10 protein-coding genes are annotated in these 18,652 nt (G+C 39.0%); 7 read left to right on the top strand and 3 right to left on the bottom strand.

Going from position 1 to position 18,652, the window contains the following annotated elements; translation table 11 throughout:
- Positions 1-12 precede the first annotated feature (12 nt).
- Positions 13-627, bottom strand: a complete 615-nt coding sequence (locus HDE68_RS16175) for a TetR/AcrR family transcriptional regulator (RefSeq protein WP_183883267.1) — start codon at positions 625-627, stop codon at positions 13-15.
- Between the two features lie 399 nt (positions 628-1,026).
- On the opposite strand from HDE68_RS16175, the gene HDE68_RS16170 reads away from it, so the two are divergent.
- From HDE68_RS16170 to HDE68_RS16160, 3 genes are read left to right on the top strand one after another with little or no spacing between them, the layout of a single operon-like run.
- Entirely contained in the window at positions 1,027-1,818 is a 792-nt protein-coding gene (locus HDE68_RS16170; protein WP_183883266.1) for an FkbM family methyltransferase, read from the top strand.
- On the top strand, positions 1,811-8,380 hold the full coding sequence (locus HDE68_RS16165; protein ID WP_183883265.1) for a polyketide synthase: 6,570 nt from the start codon (positions 1,811-1,813) through the stop codon (positions 8,378-8,380). The genes HDE68_RS16170 and HDE68_RS16165 overlap by 8 nt, the downstream gene beginning before the upstream one ends.
- Before the next feature lies 1 nt (position 8,381).
- On the top strand, positions 8,382-12,443 hold the full coding sequence (locus HDE68_RS16160) for a non-ribosomal peptide synthetase (protein ID WP_183883264.1): 4,062 nt from the start codon (positions 8,382-8,384) through the stop codon (positions 12,441-12,443).
- 3 nt (positions 12,444-12,446) lie between these two features.
- On the opposite strand, the gene HDE68_RS16155 is transcribed toward HDE68_RS16160, so the two are convergent.
- Both HDE68_RS16155 and HDE68_RS16150 read right to left on the bottom strand, forming a co-directional pair.
- Positions 12,447-13,616: a glycosyltransferase family 2 protein gene (locus HDE68_RS16155; protein ID WP_183883263.1), complete on the bottom strand. Its 1,170-nt coding sequence runs from the start codon at positions 13,614-13,616 to the stop codon at positions 12,447-12,449.
- Between the two features lie 6 nt (positions 13,617-13,622).
- Entirely contained in the window at positions 13,623-14,534 is a 912-nt protein-coding gene (locus HDE68_RS16150) for a glycosyltransferase family 2 protein (protein ID WP_183883262.1), read from the bottom strand.
- 104 nt (positions 14,535-14,638) lie between these two features.
- Between HDE68_RS16150 and HDE68_RS16145 the strand changes: the two genes are divergently transcribed.
- The 4 genes from HDE68_RS16145 (at position 14,639) to HDE68_RS16130 (ending at position 18,647) form a co-directional block, all read left to right on the top strand.
- On the top strand, positions 14,639-16,174 hold the full coding sequence (locus tag HDE68_RS16145; RefSeq protein ID WP_183883261.1) for a hypothetical protein: 1,536 nt from the start codon (positions 14,639-14,641) through the stop codon (positions 16,172-16,174).
- A gap of 179 nt (positions 16,175-16,353) precedes the next feature.
- Complete coding sequence (locus tag HDE68_RS16140; protein ID WP_183883260.1) at positions 16,354-17,214, top strand: beta-1,6-N-acetylglucosaminyltransferase; 861 nt, start codon at positions 16,354-16,356, stop codon at positions 17,212-17,214.
- Positions 17,198-17,569, top strand: coding sequence for a sugar 3,4-ketoisomerase (locus tag HDE68_RS16135; protein WP_183883259.1), 372 nt, complete (start codon positions 17,198-17,200; stop codon positions 17,567-17,569). The genes HDE68_RS16140 and HDE68_RS16135 overlap by 17 nt, the downstream gene beginning before the upstream one ends.
- A complete protein-coding gene (locus HDE68_RS16130; protein ID WP_221300768.1) occupies positions 17,547-18,647 on the top strand; it encodes a DegT/DnrJ/EryC1/StrS family aminotransferase in 1,101 nt (366 codons plus the stop codon). Before HDE68_RS16135 ends, HDE68_RS16130 begins: the two co-directional genes overlap by 23 nt.
- Positions 18,648-18,652 lie beyond the last annotated feature (5 nt).

Below are 18,652 nucleotides of genomic sequence, written 5' to 3'. Positions count from 1 at the left end.
CGGTTTAAATTCTTAATTCCCAATACCTTCGATCAGCATGTCTATCAGCTCATCAAAATATTCATGGGATTGTACTTCAGAAGGGTTAATGGATAGTGGGAAATGGAGGCCCCGGAAAGCTACAATCAAAACAAAAGACATTTTGTGAATACTTTCTGCTGAAAGTTCTCTGAATTCACCACTTTGTGTCCCTCCAAGAAGGATTTCACTAATCATGCCGAGCTGCATCTGCTCATATTTCAGTCTAAGAGGCAGCAACATCCTTCTTGATTCAATCATATCTTCAAAAATCACTTTATAAAGACTTCTGAATTCAAGCACAGCAGTACTCTGAAAATTTAAAAATGCTTTCAGTTTATCCTCTGCAGAAAACACCCTGTTTACTGTTTCCCGCAAATTTTTAATGATTGATTTCATTTCATCCTTAACTACAGCAGCGAAGATTTCATTTTTTCCGGGAAAATAATAGTAGAGCGTACTTTTCCCCTTTCCGGCAGCTGCCGAGATATCTTCTATAGTGGTTTTCTTTAATCCGAATTTCCCAAACAAAGATTTGGCGGCAATTAAGATTTCACTTATTACAATTTCATCTTTATCCATATGATCAAAACAAATCCTGAATTCCAAAAGTATTGAATTTAACTGGGGAAAATAATACCCTAATCAATAAAATGAATCGTTTTCGGGCTTAGCAAATCTTTGTACCCGATGGTAACAAAATAATGACAACATCTTTTAAACTGAGACAGCCAACCTGTTATCATTTACATTTAATTATGACAGACAGAAGGGGTACGATCTTTGTTTATTATTCTTATAATAGCAGAAATAAACGGATTCTTAAATTTATATATATACAATAACAGATCATCTAAAAACCAACCCGACAAATCATGTAAATAACAGTCTCATTAAAGCAACTTAACAGGATAGATATAATTTAACAAAATATCATTTATTTTTCTTAAATTATATAGGCACTAATTAAGAAGCAAAAATTAACGCAAACTCAATATTACGCTCCCAATGGCAATTCAATTTATTAAAAGGATGCTGGGCATCCATCATCAATCAAACGTTAAACCTTTGAAGAATCTCAGTTATTTCGGTTCCGAGAGACATGGTTACATGGTCCCTGATAATTTTTTAGCCTCAAATTCCATTTGTTATTGTGTGGGTGCTGGCGAAGACATATCTTTTGATACCGAACTTAAAATAGCTTTTGATTCCAGGGTTTATATTTTTGATCCCTCACCATATGGGATTAATCATTTCAATGAGGTTAAAGATTATGTGAATCATGGAACCCCTTTAACACTGGACAAAACACTTGCGCCCTATGTCTATCATATCAGCAGCAAACAGTTTTCTGAAATTAAGTTTGTTCCTGTGGGTCTTTGGGATGAGAAAAAAACTTTAAAATTCTACGACCCGGAAAAAGAAAATTATTCTTCCCATTCTGCCATCTTATTTACCGATTCAAAAAAGTTTATTGAAGCCCCTGTTAACCGTTTAAGCAACCTGATGAAAGAGCTGGATCATCAGCATATTGACTTACTCAAAATAGAGATAGAAGGAGCTGAATATAAAGTAATTGACACTATTATTGAAGACAAGTTAAATGTTAAAGCTATCTTGGTAGAATTTGACGAAGTTTACAATACGACAGACAAATCATTTCATTTCAGAATTAAAAAAAGCTGCGACAGATTAAGAAAAGCAGGTTATGTACTGGCACATTCCACTGTTGCATTGAAACGCCTGTTCATCAGGAAAGACGTTTATGATCAGTTAAAAAAAATAGAAATTAATGCATAATATTACTAAACAGGATTTTATTGATCAGGAATCAGTCCCTTTGGTTTATACGCTTTTTGAAAATGCGGCCAAAAACTTTCCACAGCTTATCGCCCTTTCCTGGGGAAATGAGCAGATCACGTATGAAATGCTCCTGCAAAGGGTGGCAGGATTATGTCAAAAAATCACTGAATTAACCCCGGCCGAAGATCTGATCGGTTTAAGTACAACCAGATCTGCCGGTATGATTGTTGCCATGCTGGCTATACTCAAATCGGGGAAAGCTTATCTTCCTTTAGATCCTGCTTATCCGCAGCAGAGATTAGCACAGATCGTTGCTGATTCTGGTATCAAAACCTGTATCTGTCCGGATACTGATCAGGATATCTTCCAGGGCACAGGGTTAAATATAGTATCGGATAACCTGACCAAAGCGAATAAAGCTGACAGTCTGTCTATCCATCAAAATCCCAATGCTTACGTTTTATATACATCCGGTTCTACGGGTACTCCAAAAGGAGTGTATATGACACAGGTTGCAATGGTCAATCTTATTTTATGGCAGCAAAAAAATTCTGCTGCAGGGCCGGGCAGTAAAACTTTACAGTTCGCACCTATTACTTTTGATGTCTCCTTTCAGGAGATATTCTGCACACTGACTACGGGTGCTACTTTAGTCCTGATCAATGATGATTTGAGACTGGACCCGATCAACCTGCTTAATTTCATTAACGAAACCAATACAGACCGGATTTTCCTGCCTTTTGTAGCCCTTCAGTTTTTAGCAGAAGCTGCTGCCGGTAACAAGCAATTTCCAAAAAGTTTAAAAGAAGTAATGACTGCCGGTGAACAGTTAAAAATCACGCCGCAGATCAAAGATTTTTTTGAAGGATTAGACAATTGCGTTCTCTATAACCAGTATGGCCCTACAGAATGCCATGTAGTTACCGAACTTAAATTAGCCGGTGAACCTGGAAACTGGCCGCTGTTACCAAATATTGGTCAGCCAATTTCCAATACAGTCATCTATATTCTGGATCAGGATAGAAATCCGCTTCCTGCAGGCGAAACCGGAGAATTAGCGATTTCAGGGATTAGCCTGGCAGCCGGTTATCTGAACAGACCTGAATTAACGGCAGAGAAATTTGTCAATATTACAATCAACAACAACCTGACAAGAGTCTATCTTACAGGGGACCTCGCTTCTTTTGAAAAAGGTGGTAACATAGAATTTTTGGGAAGAAAAGACGATCAGGTTAAAATCAGGGGATACAGGATTGAATTAGGCGAAATAGAAGTACAGCTTAATCATATTGATGGAGTTAAACAGGCCGTAGTGATTGCCAAACCCGATTTAAGTGGACAGAGCAGATTACTCGCTTATCTTATTGCTGATCATAAAAATATAAATACTGCGCAGCTCAGAAAAAAGCTTGAAGCACATTTGCCAGACTATATGATTCCTTCTGCGTTTATCTGGATGGAAGATTTCCCTAAAACTACCAGTGGTAAAGTTGATAAAAAGGCATTACCTGTACCTGAACGTAAAAGACCAGAAATAGCAACTATTTACAGCCCGGCTAAGACCAGTACAGAAAAAAGAATCGCTGCAATCTGGGCACAGGTACTGGAACTGGATGTTGTCGGGATCAATGATAATTTCTTTGAATTAGGAGGTAACTCCCTGCTGGCTTTAAAAACAGTTTCTTTATTAAGAACTGAACATCATATCGAACTGCCGGTCACCAAACTTTATCAGTTTCCGCAAATCAGCAAAATTATTAATTATATAAATGCCGGATCGGCTTCGCCTGAAAGAAGACGAAAAAATAATCGGGCGGCAGACCGGACAGAACCTATTGCAATTATTGGTATGTCTGGTAAATTTCCTGGTGCCAATACCATCGAAGAGTTGTGGGAAGTATTGCGCAACGGCAGAGAAACAACTACATTTTTCAAGGATCAGGAGCTGGATTCTTCCATTACTGATGAATTGAAAAATGACCCGCAATATGTTAAAGCGAGGGGAATTATTAAAGATGCTGATTTATTTGATCCTGCATTTTTTGGTATTAACCCTAAACTGGCCGGGCTCATGGACCCGCAGCAGCGCGTATTCCTGGAAATCAGCAGGGATTTATTAGAAAAATCAGGACACCTGCCGGCAGTTTATGACGGACTTATAGGTGTATTTGCAGGTTCTGGAAATAACAGTTACTTCCATCATAATGTTACGGGCAACACAGACCTGATCAATCAGGTTGGAAGTTTCCAGGTAATGACCGTCAATGAGAAGGATTATATTTCTTCAAGAACTGCTTATGAGCTGGATTTAAAAGGTCCGGCTGTCAGTGTTTTTTCCGCATGTTCTACATCATTGCTTGCTGTCTCACAGGCTGTAGAAAGTTTAAGAAAAAACCAATGTGATGTAGCTATTGCCGGTGGTGCAAGTATCACCTCTCCTATTTATAGTGGTCATATTTACCAGGAAGGGGCCATGTTAAGTAAAGACGGGCATTGCCGTTCTTTTGATGAAAAGGCAACCGGAACTGTGTTTAGTGATGGAGCGGGTGTTGTACTTTTAAAGACATTATCAGCTGCTTTACAGGACGGAGATACAATTTACGGTCTCATTAAAGGTGTAGGTGTAAATAATGACGGAGGCGAAAAAGGAAGTTTCACAGCCCCCAGCACCAGCGGACAAGCTGCTGCAATTGCGATGGCTATAGAAGATGCGGCTATAAATCCTTCCACTATATCGTATGTGGAAGCACATGGAACAGCAACCCCTTTGGGCGACCCTATTGAAATTGAAGGTTTAACGCAGGCTTTTGGTGAGCAAACTGAGAAACAGTTTTGTGCAATCGGTTCTATCAAAAGCAATATGGGACATATGACTGCCGCTGCTGGTGTAGCCGGCCTGATTAAGACTACCCTTGCTTTATATTATAAAGAACTCCCTCCTTCTATAAATTTCGAAAAACCTAATCCGAATATATCTTTTGATCAGTCACCTTTTTATGTCAACGATCAGTTAAAACCATGGGATACAAAAGATATCAGAAGAGCTGGGGTCAGTTCTTTTGGTGTGGGAGGTACAAATGTCCATGTGATTGTAGAAGAACATGATCATTTAGAAAATCTTAATCAGGACAAAGGCAGGTTGAAAAACCTGTTTAGCTGGTCTGCTAAATCCGAAGAGAGCTTACAGGCTTATGCGCTGGCGCTAAAAACACATTTACAAACACATCCGGAGCTTAATCTGGCTGATGTTGCTTATACGCTGCAAACCACAAGGGCTGATTTTTCACACCGCAATTTTCTGGTTGCCGGTACAAGAGAAGAACTTTTAGATGCGCTTAACGATACCATAGTACCTTCAGCAAAACTGAAAAAACTGCCTGGCGAAACTGTATTTCTTTTTCCTGGTCAGGGTGCCCAGTATCTTAGAATGGGTGCAGAATTATATGCAAATGAGCCGGTATTTAAAGATGCCGTAGATGCCTGTGCATTGATTTTAAATACTTGTCTGGATCAGGATATCAGAACAGTTATTTATGCTGAAGCCGATGACCTGCAGGCCGGTCTGCTGTTAAATAACACAAAATATACGCAGCCAGCTTTGTTCGTCACTTCTTATGCGCTTGCACAATTATGGATAAGCTGGGGTATCCAGCCTTCGATTCTTTGCGGACATAGCATAGGAGAATACGTTGCAGCACATTTAGCAGGTATTTTTACCCTTGAAGACGGACTTAAACTGATTGCTGCCCGCGGTTCAATGGTTAGTGAACTACCTGCAGGAAGTATGTTAAGTGTACGTTCTGCTGCTTCGGAAATTGAGAAAATTCTTCCGGAAACCTTATCTATGGCTGCCATCAACAGTCCTAAACTTTGTGTAGTAGCCGGAAAAGATGAAGACATCAATACTTTCCAATTACAACTGGATGAAAGACTGATTTTACATAAAAAGTTACAGACCAGCCATGCATTTCACTCTTCCATGATGGACCCGGTCCTGAAAGATTTCAGTGAAATTGTTAGCGGGCTTAAATTAAACAGGCCTCAGAAACCAGTTGTTTCTACAGTTACGGGACAGTTTCTGACAGATGCAGAAGCGCAAGACCCTGCTTACTGGACAGAACATATGAGAAAAACTGTTAATTTTTCTGCGGCAATGGATACTATACTTTCTCTGGATAATCCTGTATTAATTGAAACAGGTCCTGGAAATACAGGTACAACGCTCGCCTGGCAGCATGAAGCTAAAACATCTTTTACAGCTATCGCCAGTCTGGATAAAAAAGAAATAACGGGTTCATATGATGTAATTCTCAGTGCGCTGGGCAAAGCATGGTTAGCCGGACTAAGACCGGACTGGAAATCATTCTATGACAGTCAGCAAAGACGAAGAATTGATTTACCCGCTTATAGTTATCATAAAAAGAGATACTGGGTTGAGCCTAAAAATACTGCCGGGCAAAAAAAACATATAAATATTGATATACCAAATACAAACACCACCACTGCAATGAGGAAAGATACACTGATTGAAAAAATAAAACATTTGTTAGAAAATGCATCCGGAATTGAAATGGATGGCGTTACTCCGGATATGAGTTTTATTGAGATCGGTCTGGACTCCTTATTAATGACTCAGGTAGCACTTACGTTTAAAAAGGAGTTCTCACTTCCCATTAGTTTCCGACAATTAAATGAAGAATATGCGACTATAAATGCGCTTGCTTCTTATATAGATAAAAGCCTGCCACAAGAAGCCGCACCTGCCCCACCGGTTTCACAACCAGTTTATACAAGCCCTCAGTTTGCTACAGGATCTATTGCTCCCGCTGATACAGCTTTAGGCTTAATCGCACAGCAATTACAACTGTTAACTAAACAGGTAGAATTAATGAGTGGCTCTGCTCCTTCAAATCTTCGTGACACAGGTTTAGCTGCTCCGGTAGTGATTAAATCAGGTATAACAAATACAGGGCTTTCTGCAGAAGAACTGACTGAAATTAAAAAACCTTTTGGGGCTACTGCACGTATTGAAAAAAATGCGACTGAATTACAACCTGAACAACAGGAATTTTTACAGCAATTAACACAGCGTTATAATCAAAAAACAGCTGCCAGTAAAGCGTCTAATCAGAAACACCGGTCTTATATGGCAGATCCCCGTGTCGTTTCCGGATTCAAGCCTTATACTAAAGAGATCGTTTATTCTATTGTCACCCATAAATCCAGTGGCAGTCATTTATGGGATATTGATGGAAACGAATATATAGATGCACTCAATGGTTTTGGGTCAAATTTACTGGGCTTTCAGCATCCTGTATTGAAAAATGCGATCCTTGAACAGATAGAAAAAGGATATGAAATAGGCCCGCAGCATGAACTGGCTGGTGAGGTTAGTCAATTAATTTGCGAATTCACCGGTTTTGACCGTGCTGCTTTATGCAACACAGGTTCTGAGGCTGTACTGGGCGCGATGAGAATCGCAAGAACAGTCACAGGGCGTTCATTGATTGTGGCTTTTTCAGGCTCTTATCATGGCATCAATGATGAGGTAATTATCAGAGGGACCAAAAAACTAAAAAGCTTTCCTGCTGCCCCCGGGATCATGCCCGAAGCTGTACAAAACATGCTGGTGCTGGATTATGGAACAGAAGAAAGTTTAAACATCATCAGAGAAAGGGCAAATGAAATAGCTGCAGTCCTGGTAGAACCGGTACAAAGCAGAAGACCTGAATTTCAACCCATAGCGTTTCTTAAACAAGTGAGAGAAATCACACTAAAATCTGAAACTGTATTGATCTTTGATGAAGTGATTACTGGTTTCCGTGCCCATCAGGGTGGCGCTCAGGCTTTATTTGGCATCAAAGCAGATCTGGCAACCTATGGAAAAGTAATTGGCGGAGGTATGCCTATCGGAGCTATCGCCGGAAAAAAACAATATATGGATGCGCTGGACGGTGGTTTCTGGCAATATGGAGACACTTCTTTTCCAGAAGCCGGGGTAACCTATTTTGCAGGAACTTTTGTCAGACATCCCTTAGCGCTTGCAGCTGGTAAAGCCAGTCTGGAGTATATGAAAACCAAAGGTCATGATTTTCAGGCTAATTTAAATAAGAATACGGCTTACCTGGCTGGCTTATTAAATGATACTATTAAAGAACTGGGTCTTCCACTATTTGCAGCTCATTTTGGTTCTTTATGGAAAATTAAATTCAAGGAAGAATATCCATATAGTGAATTGCTGTTTACGCTGATGAGATACAAAGGGATTCATATCTGGGATGGTTTCCCTTGTTTCCTTACCGAGGCGCATACACTGGATGAAATCAAACAGATTGCTGACAAGTTTAAAGAAAGTGTACTGGAATTATTAAAAGTCAAACTCATTCCTTTAAACGCCCCTCCTGTTGAGGCTGAACCTGGCCACTCCGCAACAATTCCGGTACTTCAACCGCCGGTCCCGGGTGCCAGATTAGGCAGAGATCAATCAGGAAATCCCGCCTGGTTCATTACAGATCCGGAAAATCCAGAAAAATATCTTCAGGTTGAGTCAAATAGTTAAAATGGTAGATCGTACAAAAAATATAATATATAAGCAGGTTGATTTTGATCCTTTTTCGGGAGGAGAAATTATTCGTACCGCACCGTCTACGGCGCCTCAGATAGAAATCTGGACTTCCTGTATGCTGGGTGGGAATGATGCGAGCAGAGCATACAACGAATCGGTTTCACTTCGTCTTAAAGGCCAGCTCGATCCTGCTGTATTAAAAGATACTATAAAAAAATTAGCGGAACGTCACGAAGCTTTAAGGTCCGCTTTCAGCAGAGATGGCTCTGCTATACTGGTTTTCGATCAGGTAGTGGCAGAGCTGGAGTACGCAGATTTATCAGCATTGAGTACTGCTGGGCAGGAGGAAGAAATTAAAAGATATGTTCATGAAGATGCACTTTTCTTATTTGATCTTTTAAACGGCCCCTTGTTTAAAAGTGGTTTACAGAAACTTTCTGAACAGGAATATCACTTTACTTTTACCGGGCACCATATTATCTGTGATGGCTGGTCATTGGGAATAATTTTACAGGATATCAGTAAGATTTATTCTGCACTGGTCAAAAACAGGACCCCTGATCTGGAAGCAGCAACCTCACTTACAGATTTTGCTTATGAGCAAATTGATTTTTCAAAAAGTACAGCGCGTAAAACAAATGAGCAGTTCTGGTTAAATGAATATGGGCATAATATACCTGTTCTGGATCTGCCAACAGATCATGAACGTCCGCAGCTCAGAACATTTAAAAGTAACAGGCTTGACTTCAAAGTCTCACAGGAACTAATTCATTCGCTAAAAGAAACTGGTAAAGCAGAAGGAAGCAGCCTGGTCATTACATTTCTTGCTGCCTTTGAAGTTTTCCTTCACTTTCTGACCGGACAAAAAAATATAGTCGTAGGACTACCTGCTTCAGGACAAGCTGTTACCGGTCACTATAACCTGGTGGGTCACTGCGTCAACTTCCTTCCGCTGAGAAGTTACCCGCATAAAAACTATAGTTTTAAAGAATACCTGAAAATCAGAAAATCAGCTATGCTGGATGCTTTTGATCATCAGCAAATTACCTGGGGCAGCCTTTTGAACAATCTTAAAATAGCCAGGGACCCTTCCAGAATACCTCTTGCCCCTGTTGTTTTCAATGTTGATATGGGTTTAGATGACGGGGTCAAATTTGAAAATCTGGATTATAACCTGATCAGCAATCCCCGGGCATTTGAAAGCTTCGAGCTGTTCATCAATGCAAGTGGTTCAGAAAATTCCTTTGTGCTGGAATGGTCTTATAATACGCAGTTATTTGAACAGGATACTATTCAGCAAATGATGACTGGTTTTGAGACAATCTTAAAATTCATCACAAACAATCCTGATCAAAAATTAAAGGAACTGCTGCAACAGGATCAGGCAAATGTCCTTTCCGCAACTGTTTTCAAAAGAAGTATAGTCCTTGCTGAAATCACAGCAACTGATTTCAGTGAACAAATTGCTGCCCTGAAAGACATCACAATTCAGGGTTTGTTTGAAAAAGCAGCAACAACTTTTAAAGATCAGCTGGCAATTACTTTTCAGGACGAATTTATCAGTTACAGTAATCTTGATATCAGAGCTGATAACCTGAGCCGGGCTATATTAAACCGTGCCCCTGATGAACAGATTATCGGGATCAGTACGACCCGCGGAATAAACATGATTGTAGCAATTCTTGCCATTCTTAAAGCAGGAAAAGCATATCTGCCGCTTGACCCTAACTATCCTGAGGTGAGGTTGAGTCAGATTATCAATGATTCAAATCTTCATTTTTGTATTGCAGGAGCAGTTGAAAACAAATTCTTTCAGCAGCTCGGTCTGCAAACTATAGACTTTGACCTGACTTATAGTTTACCGGTACAACCTATACGTTTTCAAAACCCTAACGGTTATGTATTGTACACTTCCGGATCGACAGGAAAACCAAAAGGGGTCTATATGACGCAGCTTGCCCTGGTTAACCTAATTAAGTGGCAAATGGATAATTCCATTGCCGGTTCAGGCAGCAAGACACTTCAATTTGCGCCATTAACCTTTGATGTGTCTTTCCAGGAAATATTCTGCACACTTTGTACTGGCGGACAATTAATTCTGATTGATGATGTTTTGAGATTAAATCCTGATAATCTATTGGATAAAATCGGACTGAGACAAATCAACAGGATTTATTTGCCTTTCGTTGCTTTACAATTCCTTGCTGAAACAGCCGCAAGTATGGGGAAATTCCCAAAGGCTTTAAAAGAGGTGATGACTGCCGGAGAGCAATTGAAAATTACTCCGCAGATTGAACAATTTTTCAGCGCTGTTCCGGGTTGTATTCTTTACAATCAGTATGGCCCTACAGAATGTCATGTAGTTACCCAATTAAAACTAAGCGGAGACCCTGCAAAATGGCCCGCCTTACCAAATATAGGAACGCCTGTTTATAACACATCAGTTTATATTGTTGATGAAAACCAGGAAGTTTTAAATCATGGGGAAACCGGAGAATTATGTATTTCAGGAGCCAGTCTGGCTGCTGGCTACTTAAACAAACCTGAGCTGACCGATGAAAAGTTTGTGATGCTCAGCCTGCCTGATGGCAATGAGGTCAGAACTTATCATACAGGTGATCTGGCAAGAATTCTTCCGGATGGGAATATCGAATTCCTGGGCCGTAATGATGATCAGGTTAAAATAAGGGGCTATAGAATTGAACTTGGAGAAGTTGAAGCTGTGCTTAACCGCATTCCGGGTATTGCACAGGTTGTGGTCACAGCAAAAGCAGATCATAACGGACAAAAAAGATTAGTCGCTTATCTGGCTTCTGCTACAGGCAAACAGGATACTGCCTATGTAAGAAGTGAAATCCAAAACAGATTGCCAGCTTTTATGATTCCGTCCGTATTTGTCTGGGTCATAGAATTTCCCAGAACAAGCAGTGGTAAAATAGATAAAAAACTTTTGCCTGCCCCTGAGCATCTGCATGCTGGTGATCAGAGTAAATATACTGCCCCTCAAACCGAAACGGAGAGTACGATAGTCAAACTATGGGAAGAATTACTCAATGTCAAAGAAATTGGTATTGATGACAATTTCTTTGAACTGGGCGGTCATTCACTCATTGCTATCCAGTTCATGATACAAATAGAAAAAGCCAATGGGCATGGTTTACCACTGGCTACTTTATTTGAATATCCGACCATCCGGACTTTAGCTAAATTACTTGATGGACAGAACCGTCCCACAACCTATACTTCTTTGGTTCCGATAAAGCCGGACGGATCTAAAACCCCGATCTATATTGTTCATGGAGGTGGATACAATGTGCTTAATTTCAGCGGGATAGGACTTCATGTTGATGAAGAACAACCTGTATTTGGCATTCAGGCCCAGGGACTTGATGGTATAGAAGAACCAATGGATAATATGACGGATATTGCCCGTTATTATATAGAAAGTATTCTGGCACAAAACCCTGAGGGTCCGTATGCACTGGCAGGTTATTCTTTTGGCGGTTATGTCGTGATCGAAATGGCCAGACAACTTAGAGAATTAGGCCACGAGATTAAAATGCTGGGTATTTTTGATACCAACGCCAAAAATCTGGACTTCCATGGCTCAACAGCCCAGGTCTTTCTGGAAAGATTAAAAAAGCAGTTGCCTAAATTCTGGTGGATATCAAGATCTTTACTGAGAAACCCTGTTCCTACCCTTAAATATCAGGCAGAAGTATTTAAACATAAATTCCTGTATTTATTTGGTCAGAAAACTGAGCAGAACGAAGAAAAAGGAGGGATTTATGAAATCATGAGAAGAATTGATGAGAAATATGATATCGCTTACAAGAATTATAAACTAACTCCTTTCGATGAAAAAATACATCTGTTCAGAGCCAGGGATAATGTTTATTTTGTAGAGGACTATAAGTATCTGGGCTGGCAAAAATATGCGATGAAGGGCGTAGAAGTCCATGATGTGAAAGGTGATCATAAAACAATGCTGCTTGCACCTTATGACAAAGAGTTTGCGCGAAAACTACAGGAAGTACTTGACAATAACGTTTCCTGATGATCAGACTTTTCTCTTTGATTTTTCCCAGGCCGCGCTTTGATTCTTCTTATAATATCTGATGATTCCGGCAATAACTGCATAATTCATAATACAGAAGTAGTATGGAATAAACAGCGCTTTAATGCGAACGTTCCTACGTTCAAAGTATAGACCTATCAGGCTCAGCAGATAAAATAAACACTGTAAAACAAATAATCCCTGATAAAAAGCAATTGGCCTGGTGAATGCAATCATTCCGTTCAGTACAAAAACCAGGATTAAAAGAAATGGTGTAATTGTCCAGCGCAGTACCCTGTGGCTAATATATTGAAAAGTGAAAATAGGCTGGTGGAATGGATTTGCAGCCTTTTTAAGGCGCAGGATTGACTGTATCCCCCCTGCTGCAATTCTGATTTTCCTTTTCAGCTCTTCTTTAACATCTGCTGATGCCGTTTCCATTGCATAAGCATCAGGTTCATAGGCAATGATATAACCTTTCTCAGCAATCCGCATAGCGATCATGTGGTCATCAATAATAGTATCGCTTTCAACAGGCTGGTACAATGCAGTCCGGATACTGAATAGCTCTCCGGCTGCACCTACATTAGAGTGCAGCTCATAATCCCATTTTTTTAACTTTGATTCATATTTCCAATAGAAACCCTCTCCTGCCGAACTTGCATCGGCAGATTTTTCCACCAGGATACGTTTTTCACCAGCAACAGCACCAACCAACGGGTTCTGATAATGTTTAACCAACTGGTTAATTGCATCTTCATTCAGAAAAGTATTGGCATCTGTAAATACGGTAATTTCGCCCTTAATATATGGGATAGCCCTTTTAATAGCCGCCATTTTACCAGCTCTTAAATCCTCATGCAAAAGCAGGATATCCTTATATCCTTTAACTTTTTCTGCAGTTTGATCTGAAGAACCGTCGGTAATAAAAATAAGCTGAAGATTCGCTTTTGGATACCTCAAAAGAAGCGTATTATGTATTTTCTCTTCAATAATATCTTCTTCATTATAGGCAGCAACCAATATACTCACCGTAGGTAAGGCAGCATCTGCCCTAAAAACAAAAGGCTTTTTGAATATCCCTTTTATTTTGACCAGGATATAAAGCACAAAGCCATAACCAACAAACGTATATACAATCAGGAAAATGCTGATCCAAAAAATTATAATCATCTCTATTTAAATTTTAAAACCCAGCTCTTTACTGTTTTTTGAATGTGTGAGGTTCCAGTTAATTCCACTAAAAACCCATTTAACTAAATCTTTTCTTCCTTTTTTAAGATAAAGGATGATCTGCTTAGGGCAGGCAATACCTATATAATAAAAACTAAAAATCAATGTATTGAACCAGTTTGTATTTCTGCGGATGTATAACATCCGGTTTCTCGTCATAAAATAGGTTTTGATCATGCTTTCTTTACCTACACTCATCGATTCTTTATGAAAAATCTGAGTATGGCCGGTAAACCAGATCTTTTTACCTGCTCTTTTAAATTTCTCACACCAGTCCAGTTCTTCGTAATAAAGAAAAAACTGCTCCTCCATTAAACCAACAGACAACAGGTCTTCCCTGCGGCACATCATTGCTGCTCCATGACAGAATCCTGTTTCTCTGCTGATTTTATCATACTGACCTTTATTGGTATCCATACTGCCAATTCCCCGGTTCCTGCAGGTGATATAATTCATCTCAGTAAAACCTGCATACTGAATAATTTCCGGCTGATCATAATAAAGGATCAATGGAGAGATCAATCCGATTTCTTTATCATTTTCCAATTCCGTGCTCAGTACATCAATCAGGTTCGGGGTAATTTCTGTGTCGTTATTTAACAAAAGAAGAAAATCCCCTTTTGCTGCATGAATCCCAAGATTATTGCCTCCTGCGAAACCAAGATTCTTTTCAGACCGGATATAAATCAGGCCCGGATAAGTATTTTCAAATTCCTGCTGATAATCTTCATTACTGCCATTATCAACTAAGATAATTTCCACCTCATCCGGTTTAGTATTTCCCCTGACTGATTCCAGGAAGGCAATGGTGACCAGCGGCTGATTAAAATTAACAGTTATAATAGAAGTAAGTCTCATCTGATGTAAAAGTAATGTTTTGCCTGATTTATTTTAACTATTCCTCAATTCCGTTGATTATTCATATTTTTAACAAATTCTAAAAATATAACAGCCTATAAAACATGTTAGCGATCAACATATTTACCAAAGTCCTGAAATACATCGGAATACTTACGGGAATGACTATTCCGTATTGCAATCATGCTGTAAAAACAACGGATACGGTAAACCCGTCTGCTATAGTAGTGCCAAAAATCGATCCTGGCAATACCGCAAGATATGTAACGCTCGAAATGGATATGAATAAAGGACTGCACCCTTCTTTTTATTTTACTGATTTACCTTTTGATAAAAATAAGGGATTAATGTTAATGAAAGATGATGCCTTATTAAGTGATTATACTGTTGTCTTTAAAATTTTAAGCGGGGGTATAGTCAATGGGAAAAGGTATCCGGGATTCTATTATACAGACGGGACGGGTAAAAACATCAATTATAAATATTCATTTGCCATTAACGCCAATGAAGGTCATACAACTGATACCAATAATGCGGCAAGCTGGGCACAGATTAATGAGATCTTAGCTAAAGGACATGCTTATATGAACCACTCTATGTTTCATGGTGGCACTGACCTGTTCAAAGCAATTAAAGATTCAGAAAAAAACATGTGGGCACACACACATTACCGCATGACTGAAATTGTACCACCGGGGAATGATGAGGGATATGTGGAAAATGGTCTACAATTGGGGTATCATATGATGTCCTCAGAATTTGGTGAGCCAGTGCCCGATGGAAATAACAGTCCTGGAAAACAAAATGTCAGCTGGGGGAGTTATATCCCTATGCTCACACAGAATTTCAACAGGGTCTTAATTTCCAGAACAAACCTGGGCGATCAATGGAATGCGGCCGAACTGAAAACATCAAAAGCATATATAGATTATATATTTAATCACCCTGAAAAGGATAAAAAACTAATTGGGGCAGCATTTAGTCATGGCCCATTTGGCGATAAAAAAGAAGGAGCAGATAATTTTTTCGGGTTCCTGATGTACATTAAACATCATCCGGCTAATCACGACAGTGCCTGGATTACCTCATCCAAAGAATTGATGGATTATGAAAATACAAAAGCAAAAGTTGTGATTAGCTCTGAGCATTACGATCCGCAGACAGGTAAATATAAAATTGTCCTCGATATGAACCGTGTGGATTCGAACGTTATCTACCGCAATCTAAGTTTAAAAGTAAAAGGTGGAACTATAGGGAATGTCAAAGCAGACGGAGTGAACGAGGTTACATTTAATCCTTCAACAGGTTTAATCAATCTTTATAAAACAGACCGCTCAAAGGTGATCAATCCGTTCAAAGATCCGCTTCCTCCACAAATTGTAAGCATTACTACAAAAGGTAATGTTATTTTTTTTAATTATGATAAACCAGTTGTACAAACAAAGAAACAAGGTTATGAGATTCCTGGAAATAAAATTTTAGAATTAAAAGGCGCTGGAAAAGAATGGCAGCTTGTGCTGCAAAACCCTGTCGGATCAGCACAGACATTTTTTTACCGCATTCAATTGGGTGATGCAAAACAAACGAACAACCCTCTATTACGTGTTTGCTCTTACATAGGCCAGCCCATAAAGCATTAATCCAAAGAGCGCTTTTCCGATCCTTAAAGACCCGGCATTGTTATAAAATCAGCAACGTTTGTTTTTCCATTGATCACCTCATAAAATTACAAATTATCAAATATAGTTCCTGTTTATTTCCTAACATATTCATTACTGGCACTATATTTTCAGTATAGTAAAAAAAACAAAATATTATTATGCGCATTGCCCATCTGATTCTTACCTACACCAATCCGAGACAGACTGAAAGGATGATCAGAAAAATGTATCATGAGAATTTTGATTTTTATATTCATGTAGACAAAAAGTTTGATATCAATCCGCATCTTTTTTTAGGTACGCTGCCAAATGTCTTTTTTATTAACAACAGAGTTGATGTGAAGTGGGCAGGCTTTAGCACAGTACAAGCTACCTTTGAAAGTATTAAAGAGATTGTTGCAACAGGCATAGAATATCAGTTCATCAACTTCCTGAGTGGTCAGGATTACCCGATCAAACCTGCCGGGTATATTTATAACTTCTTTAAAAACAACATAGGAAAAGAGTTTTTAAGTTATAGAGATATAAAAAATGACTGGAAAGAAGGCCTGATCAGAATGGAAAACTACTTCCTCTCCAGTTACAATTTTCCTGGAAAGTATACATTGGAAAAACTCATCAACAAGATCCTTCCCAAAAGAGAATTACCCTATGGCCTGCATCCCTATGGTAAATCTATGTTTTGGATGCTGAGTCCTGAAACAGCACTATACGTAGTCAATACAGTAGAGAAAGACAGAAAACTAAAAGATTTCTTTGCTTTATGCTGGGCGAGCGATGAATTCGTATTTCAAACGATATTATTGAATTCCTCCTATAAAAATAAAATCATTAATAATAATTACAGATATATAGACTGGTCAGCTGGAGGAGCAAATCCAAAACTACTCGACGAGACTGATATTGAAGCAATTACAAAATCAGAAATGCTTTTTGCAAGGAAATTTAGTATGGTTGAAAGCCCTAAGATTCTGGATCTGATTGACAAAAACATACTAACACATGGCATATATAATTAACATACAAACCTTTAAAGATAGCAGAGGGATTTTAACCGTTCTTGATCAGGTCATACCGTTTGAAATTAAACGCTTGTTTTACATCTACTCTGTTGATAATACAGAAAGGGGCGGGCACAGACATCATGAGACGTATCAGGCCGCTATATGTATTAAGGGAAGTTGTAAAATCACAAACAATAATCATAAAACTGTTGATGTCTTCGATTTGGACAGCCCTGAAAAATGTTTAATTTTATTGCCGGAAGACTGGCACGTCATGCATGATTTTTCTTCTGATGCCATTCTGCTGGTATTGGCTTCCACTGCATTTGACCCAAAAGATTATATTTATGAGCCTTATGATACCGTATGAAAATCTAAAAACGCTCAACAAGCCTTTTGAAGAAAAACTAAAAAACAAGTTCTCTGATTTTCTGGATAAGGGATGGTATATTCTTGGTGAGGAAGTAGCTGCATTTGAACAGGAATTTTCTGATTATCACGGGGAAAAATATACAGTAGGCGTAGCTAACGGGCTTGATGCACTGATTCTTTCGCTTAAATGCTGCGATTTTAAAAAAGGTACAGAAGTAATTGTCCCTTCAAATACTTATATCGCAACCATATTAGCTATTATTCATTGCGATCTGGTTCCTGTACTGGTAGAACCGGACAGCAGAACTTACAATATAGACCCCTTAAAAATTAAGCAGGCCATTACTAAAAATACCGTAGCCATTATGGTTGTTCATTTATATGGTCAGTGTTGTGAAATGTCCCCTATCCTTGAAATCGCCAATCAAAACGGGCTTAAGGTAATTGAAGATTGTGCACAGGCACATGGTGCCAGATATCAAAACAAACTGGCAGGTACATTTGGTGATTTCGGTGCATTCAGCTTTTATCCTACAAAAAATCTGGGAGCTTTGGGTGATGCAGGTGCTGTCATCTGTAAATCTGAAACAGACTATCTCAAAATCAAACAACTAAGAAATTACGGTTCAGAAAAAAAATATCATAATGGCGTAGTGGGTTATAATTCGAGACTTGATGAATTACAGGCCTCCTTTTTAAGAATTAAACTCCCTTATCTGAATGAAATTAATCAGCATAAAAGAAAACTGGCGGATATTTATTTTACCCATCTCAATGCTTCTTTTATCAAACCTAAGCTTGATACCGATTTCTACAACGTTTATCATATTTATAATATCCTGCATCCGGAGAGAGACAAACTAAAGCAATATTTAGCAGATCATCATATTGCTACTGAAATTCACTACCCGATAGCCCCGCAAAATCAGGTGGCTATGGAAAATTATCTGACCGGACAGCATTACCCTATTTCTACAGAGATTCACAAGACCACCTTAAGCCTTCCCTGTTCATTTGCACATACAGAAGAAAATATTCTTGAAGTTACCAGAATCATGAACCAATTCTCCGGATAAAACCA

The organism is Pedobacter cryoconitis (assembly GCF_014200605.1).
GTDB lineage: Bacteria > Bacteroidota > Bacteroidia > Sphingobacteriales > Sphingobacteriaceae > Pedobacter > Pedobacter cryoconitis_B.
Note: the sequence above shows the minus strand (reverse complement) of the source record. Positions and strands in the feature narration are given on the sequence as shown.

What these genes read in the sequence shown, in the direction of transcription:
- HDE68_RS16145 (WP_183883261.1), top strand. Translation starts at nt 14,639, where the DNA reads ATGTTAGCGATCAACATATTTACCAAAGTCCTGAAATACATCGGAATA.
- HDE68_RS16135 (WP_183883259.1), top strand. Translation starts at nt 17,198, where the DNA reads ATGGCATATATAATTAACATACAAACCTTTAAAGATAGCAGAGGGATT.
- HDE68_RS16140 (WP_183883260.1), top strand. Translation starts at nt 16,354, where the DNA reads ATGCGCATTGCCCATCTGATTCTTACCTACACCAATCCGAGACAGACT.
- HDE68_RS16170 (WP_183883266.1), top strand. Translation starts at nt 1,027, where the DNA reads ATGGCAATTCAATTTATTAAAAGGATGCTGGGCATCCATCATCAATCA.
- HDE68_RS16130 (WP_221300768.1), top strand. Translation starts at nt 17,547, where the DNA reads ATGAGCCTTATGATACCGTATGAAAATCTAAAAACGCTCAACAAGCCT.
- HDE68_RS16165 (WP_183883265.1), top strand. Translation starts at nt 1,811, where the DNA reads ATGCATAATATTACTAAACAGGATTTTATTGATCAGGAATCAGTCCCT.
- HDE68_RS16150 (WP_183883262.1), bottom strand. Translation starts at nt 14,534, where the DNA reads ATGAGACTTACTTCTATTATAACTGTTAATTTTAATCAGCCGCTGGTC.
- HDE68_RS16160 (WP_183883264.1), top strand. Translation starts at nt 8,382, where the DNA reads ATGGTAGATCGTACAAAAAATATAATATATAAGCAGGTTGATTTTGAT.
- HDE68_RS16155 (WP_183883263.1), bottom strand. Translation starts at nt 13,616, where the DNA reads ATGATTATAATTTTTTGGATCAGCATTTTCCTGATTGTATATACGTTT.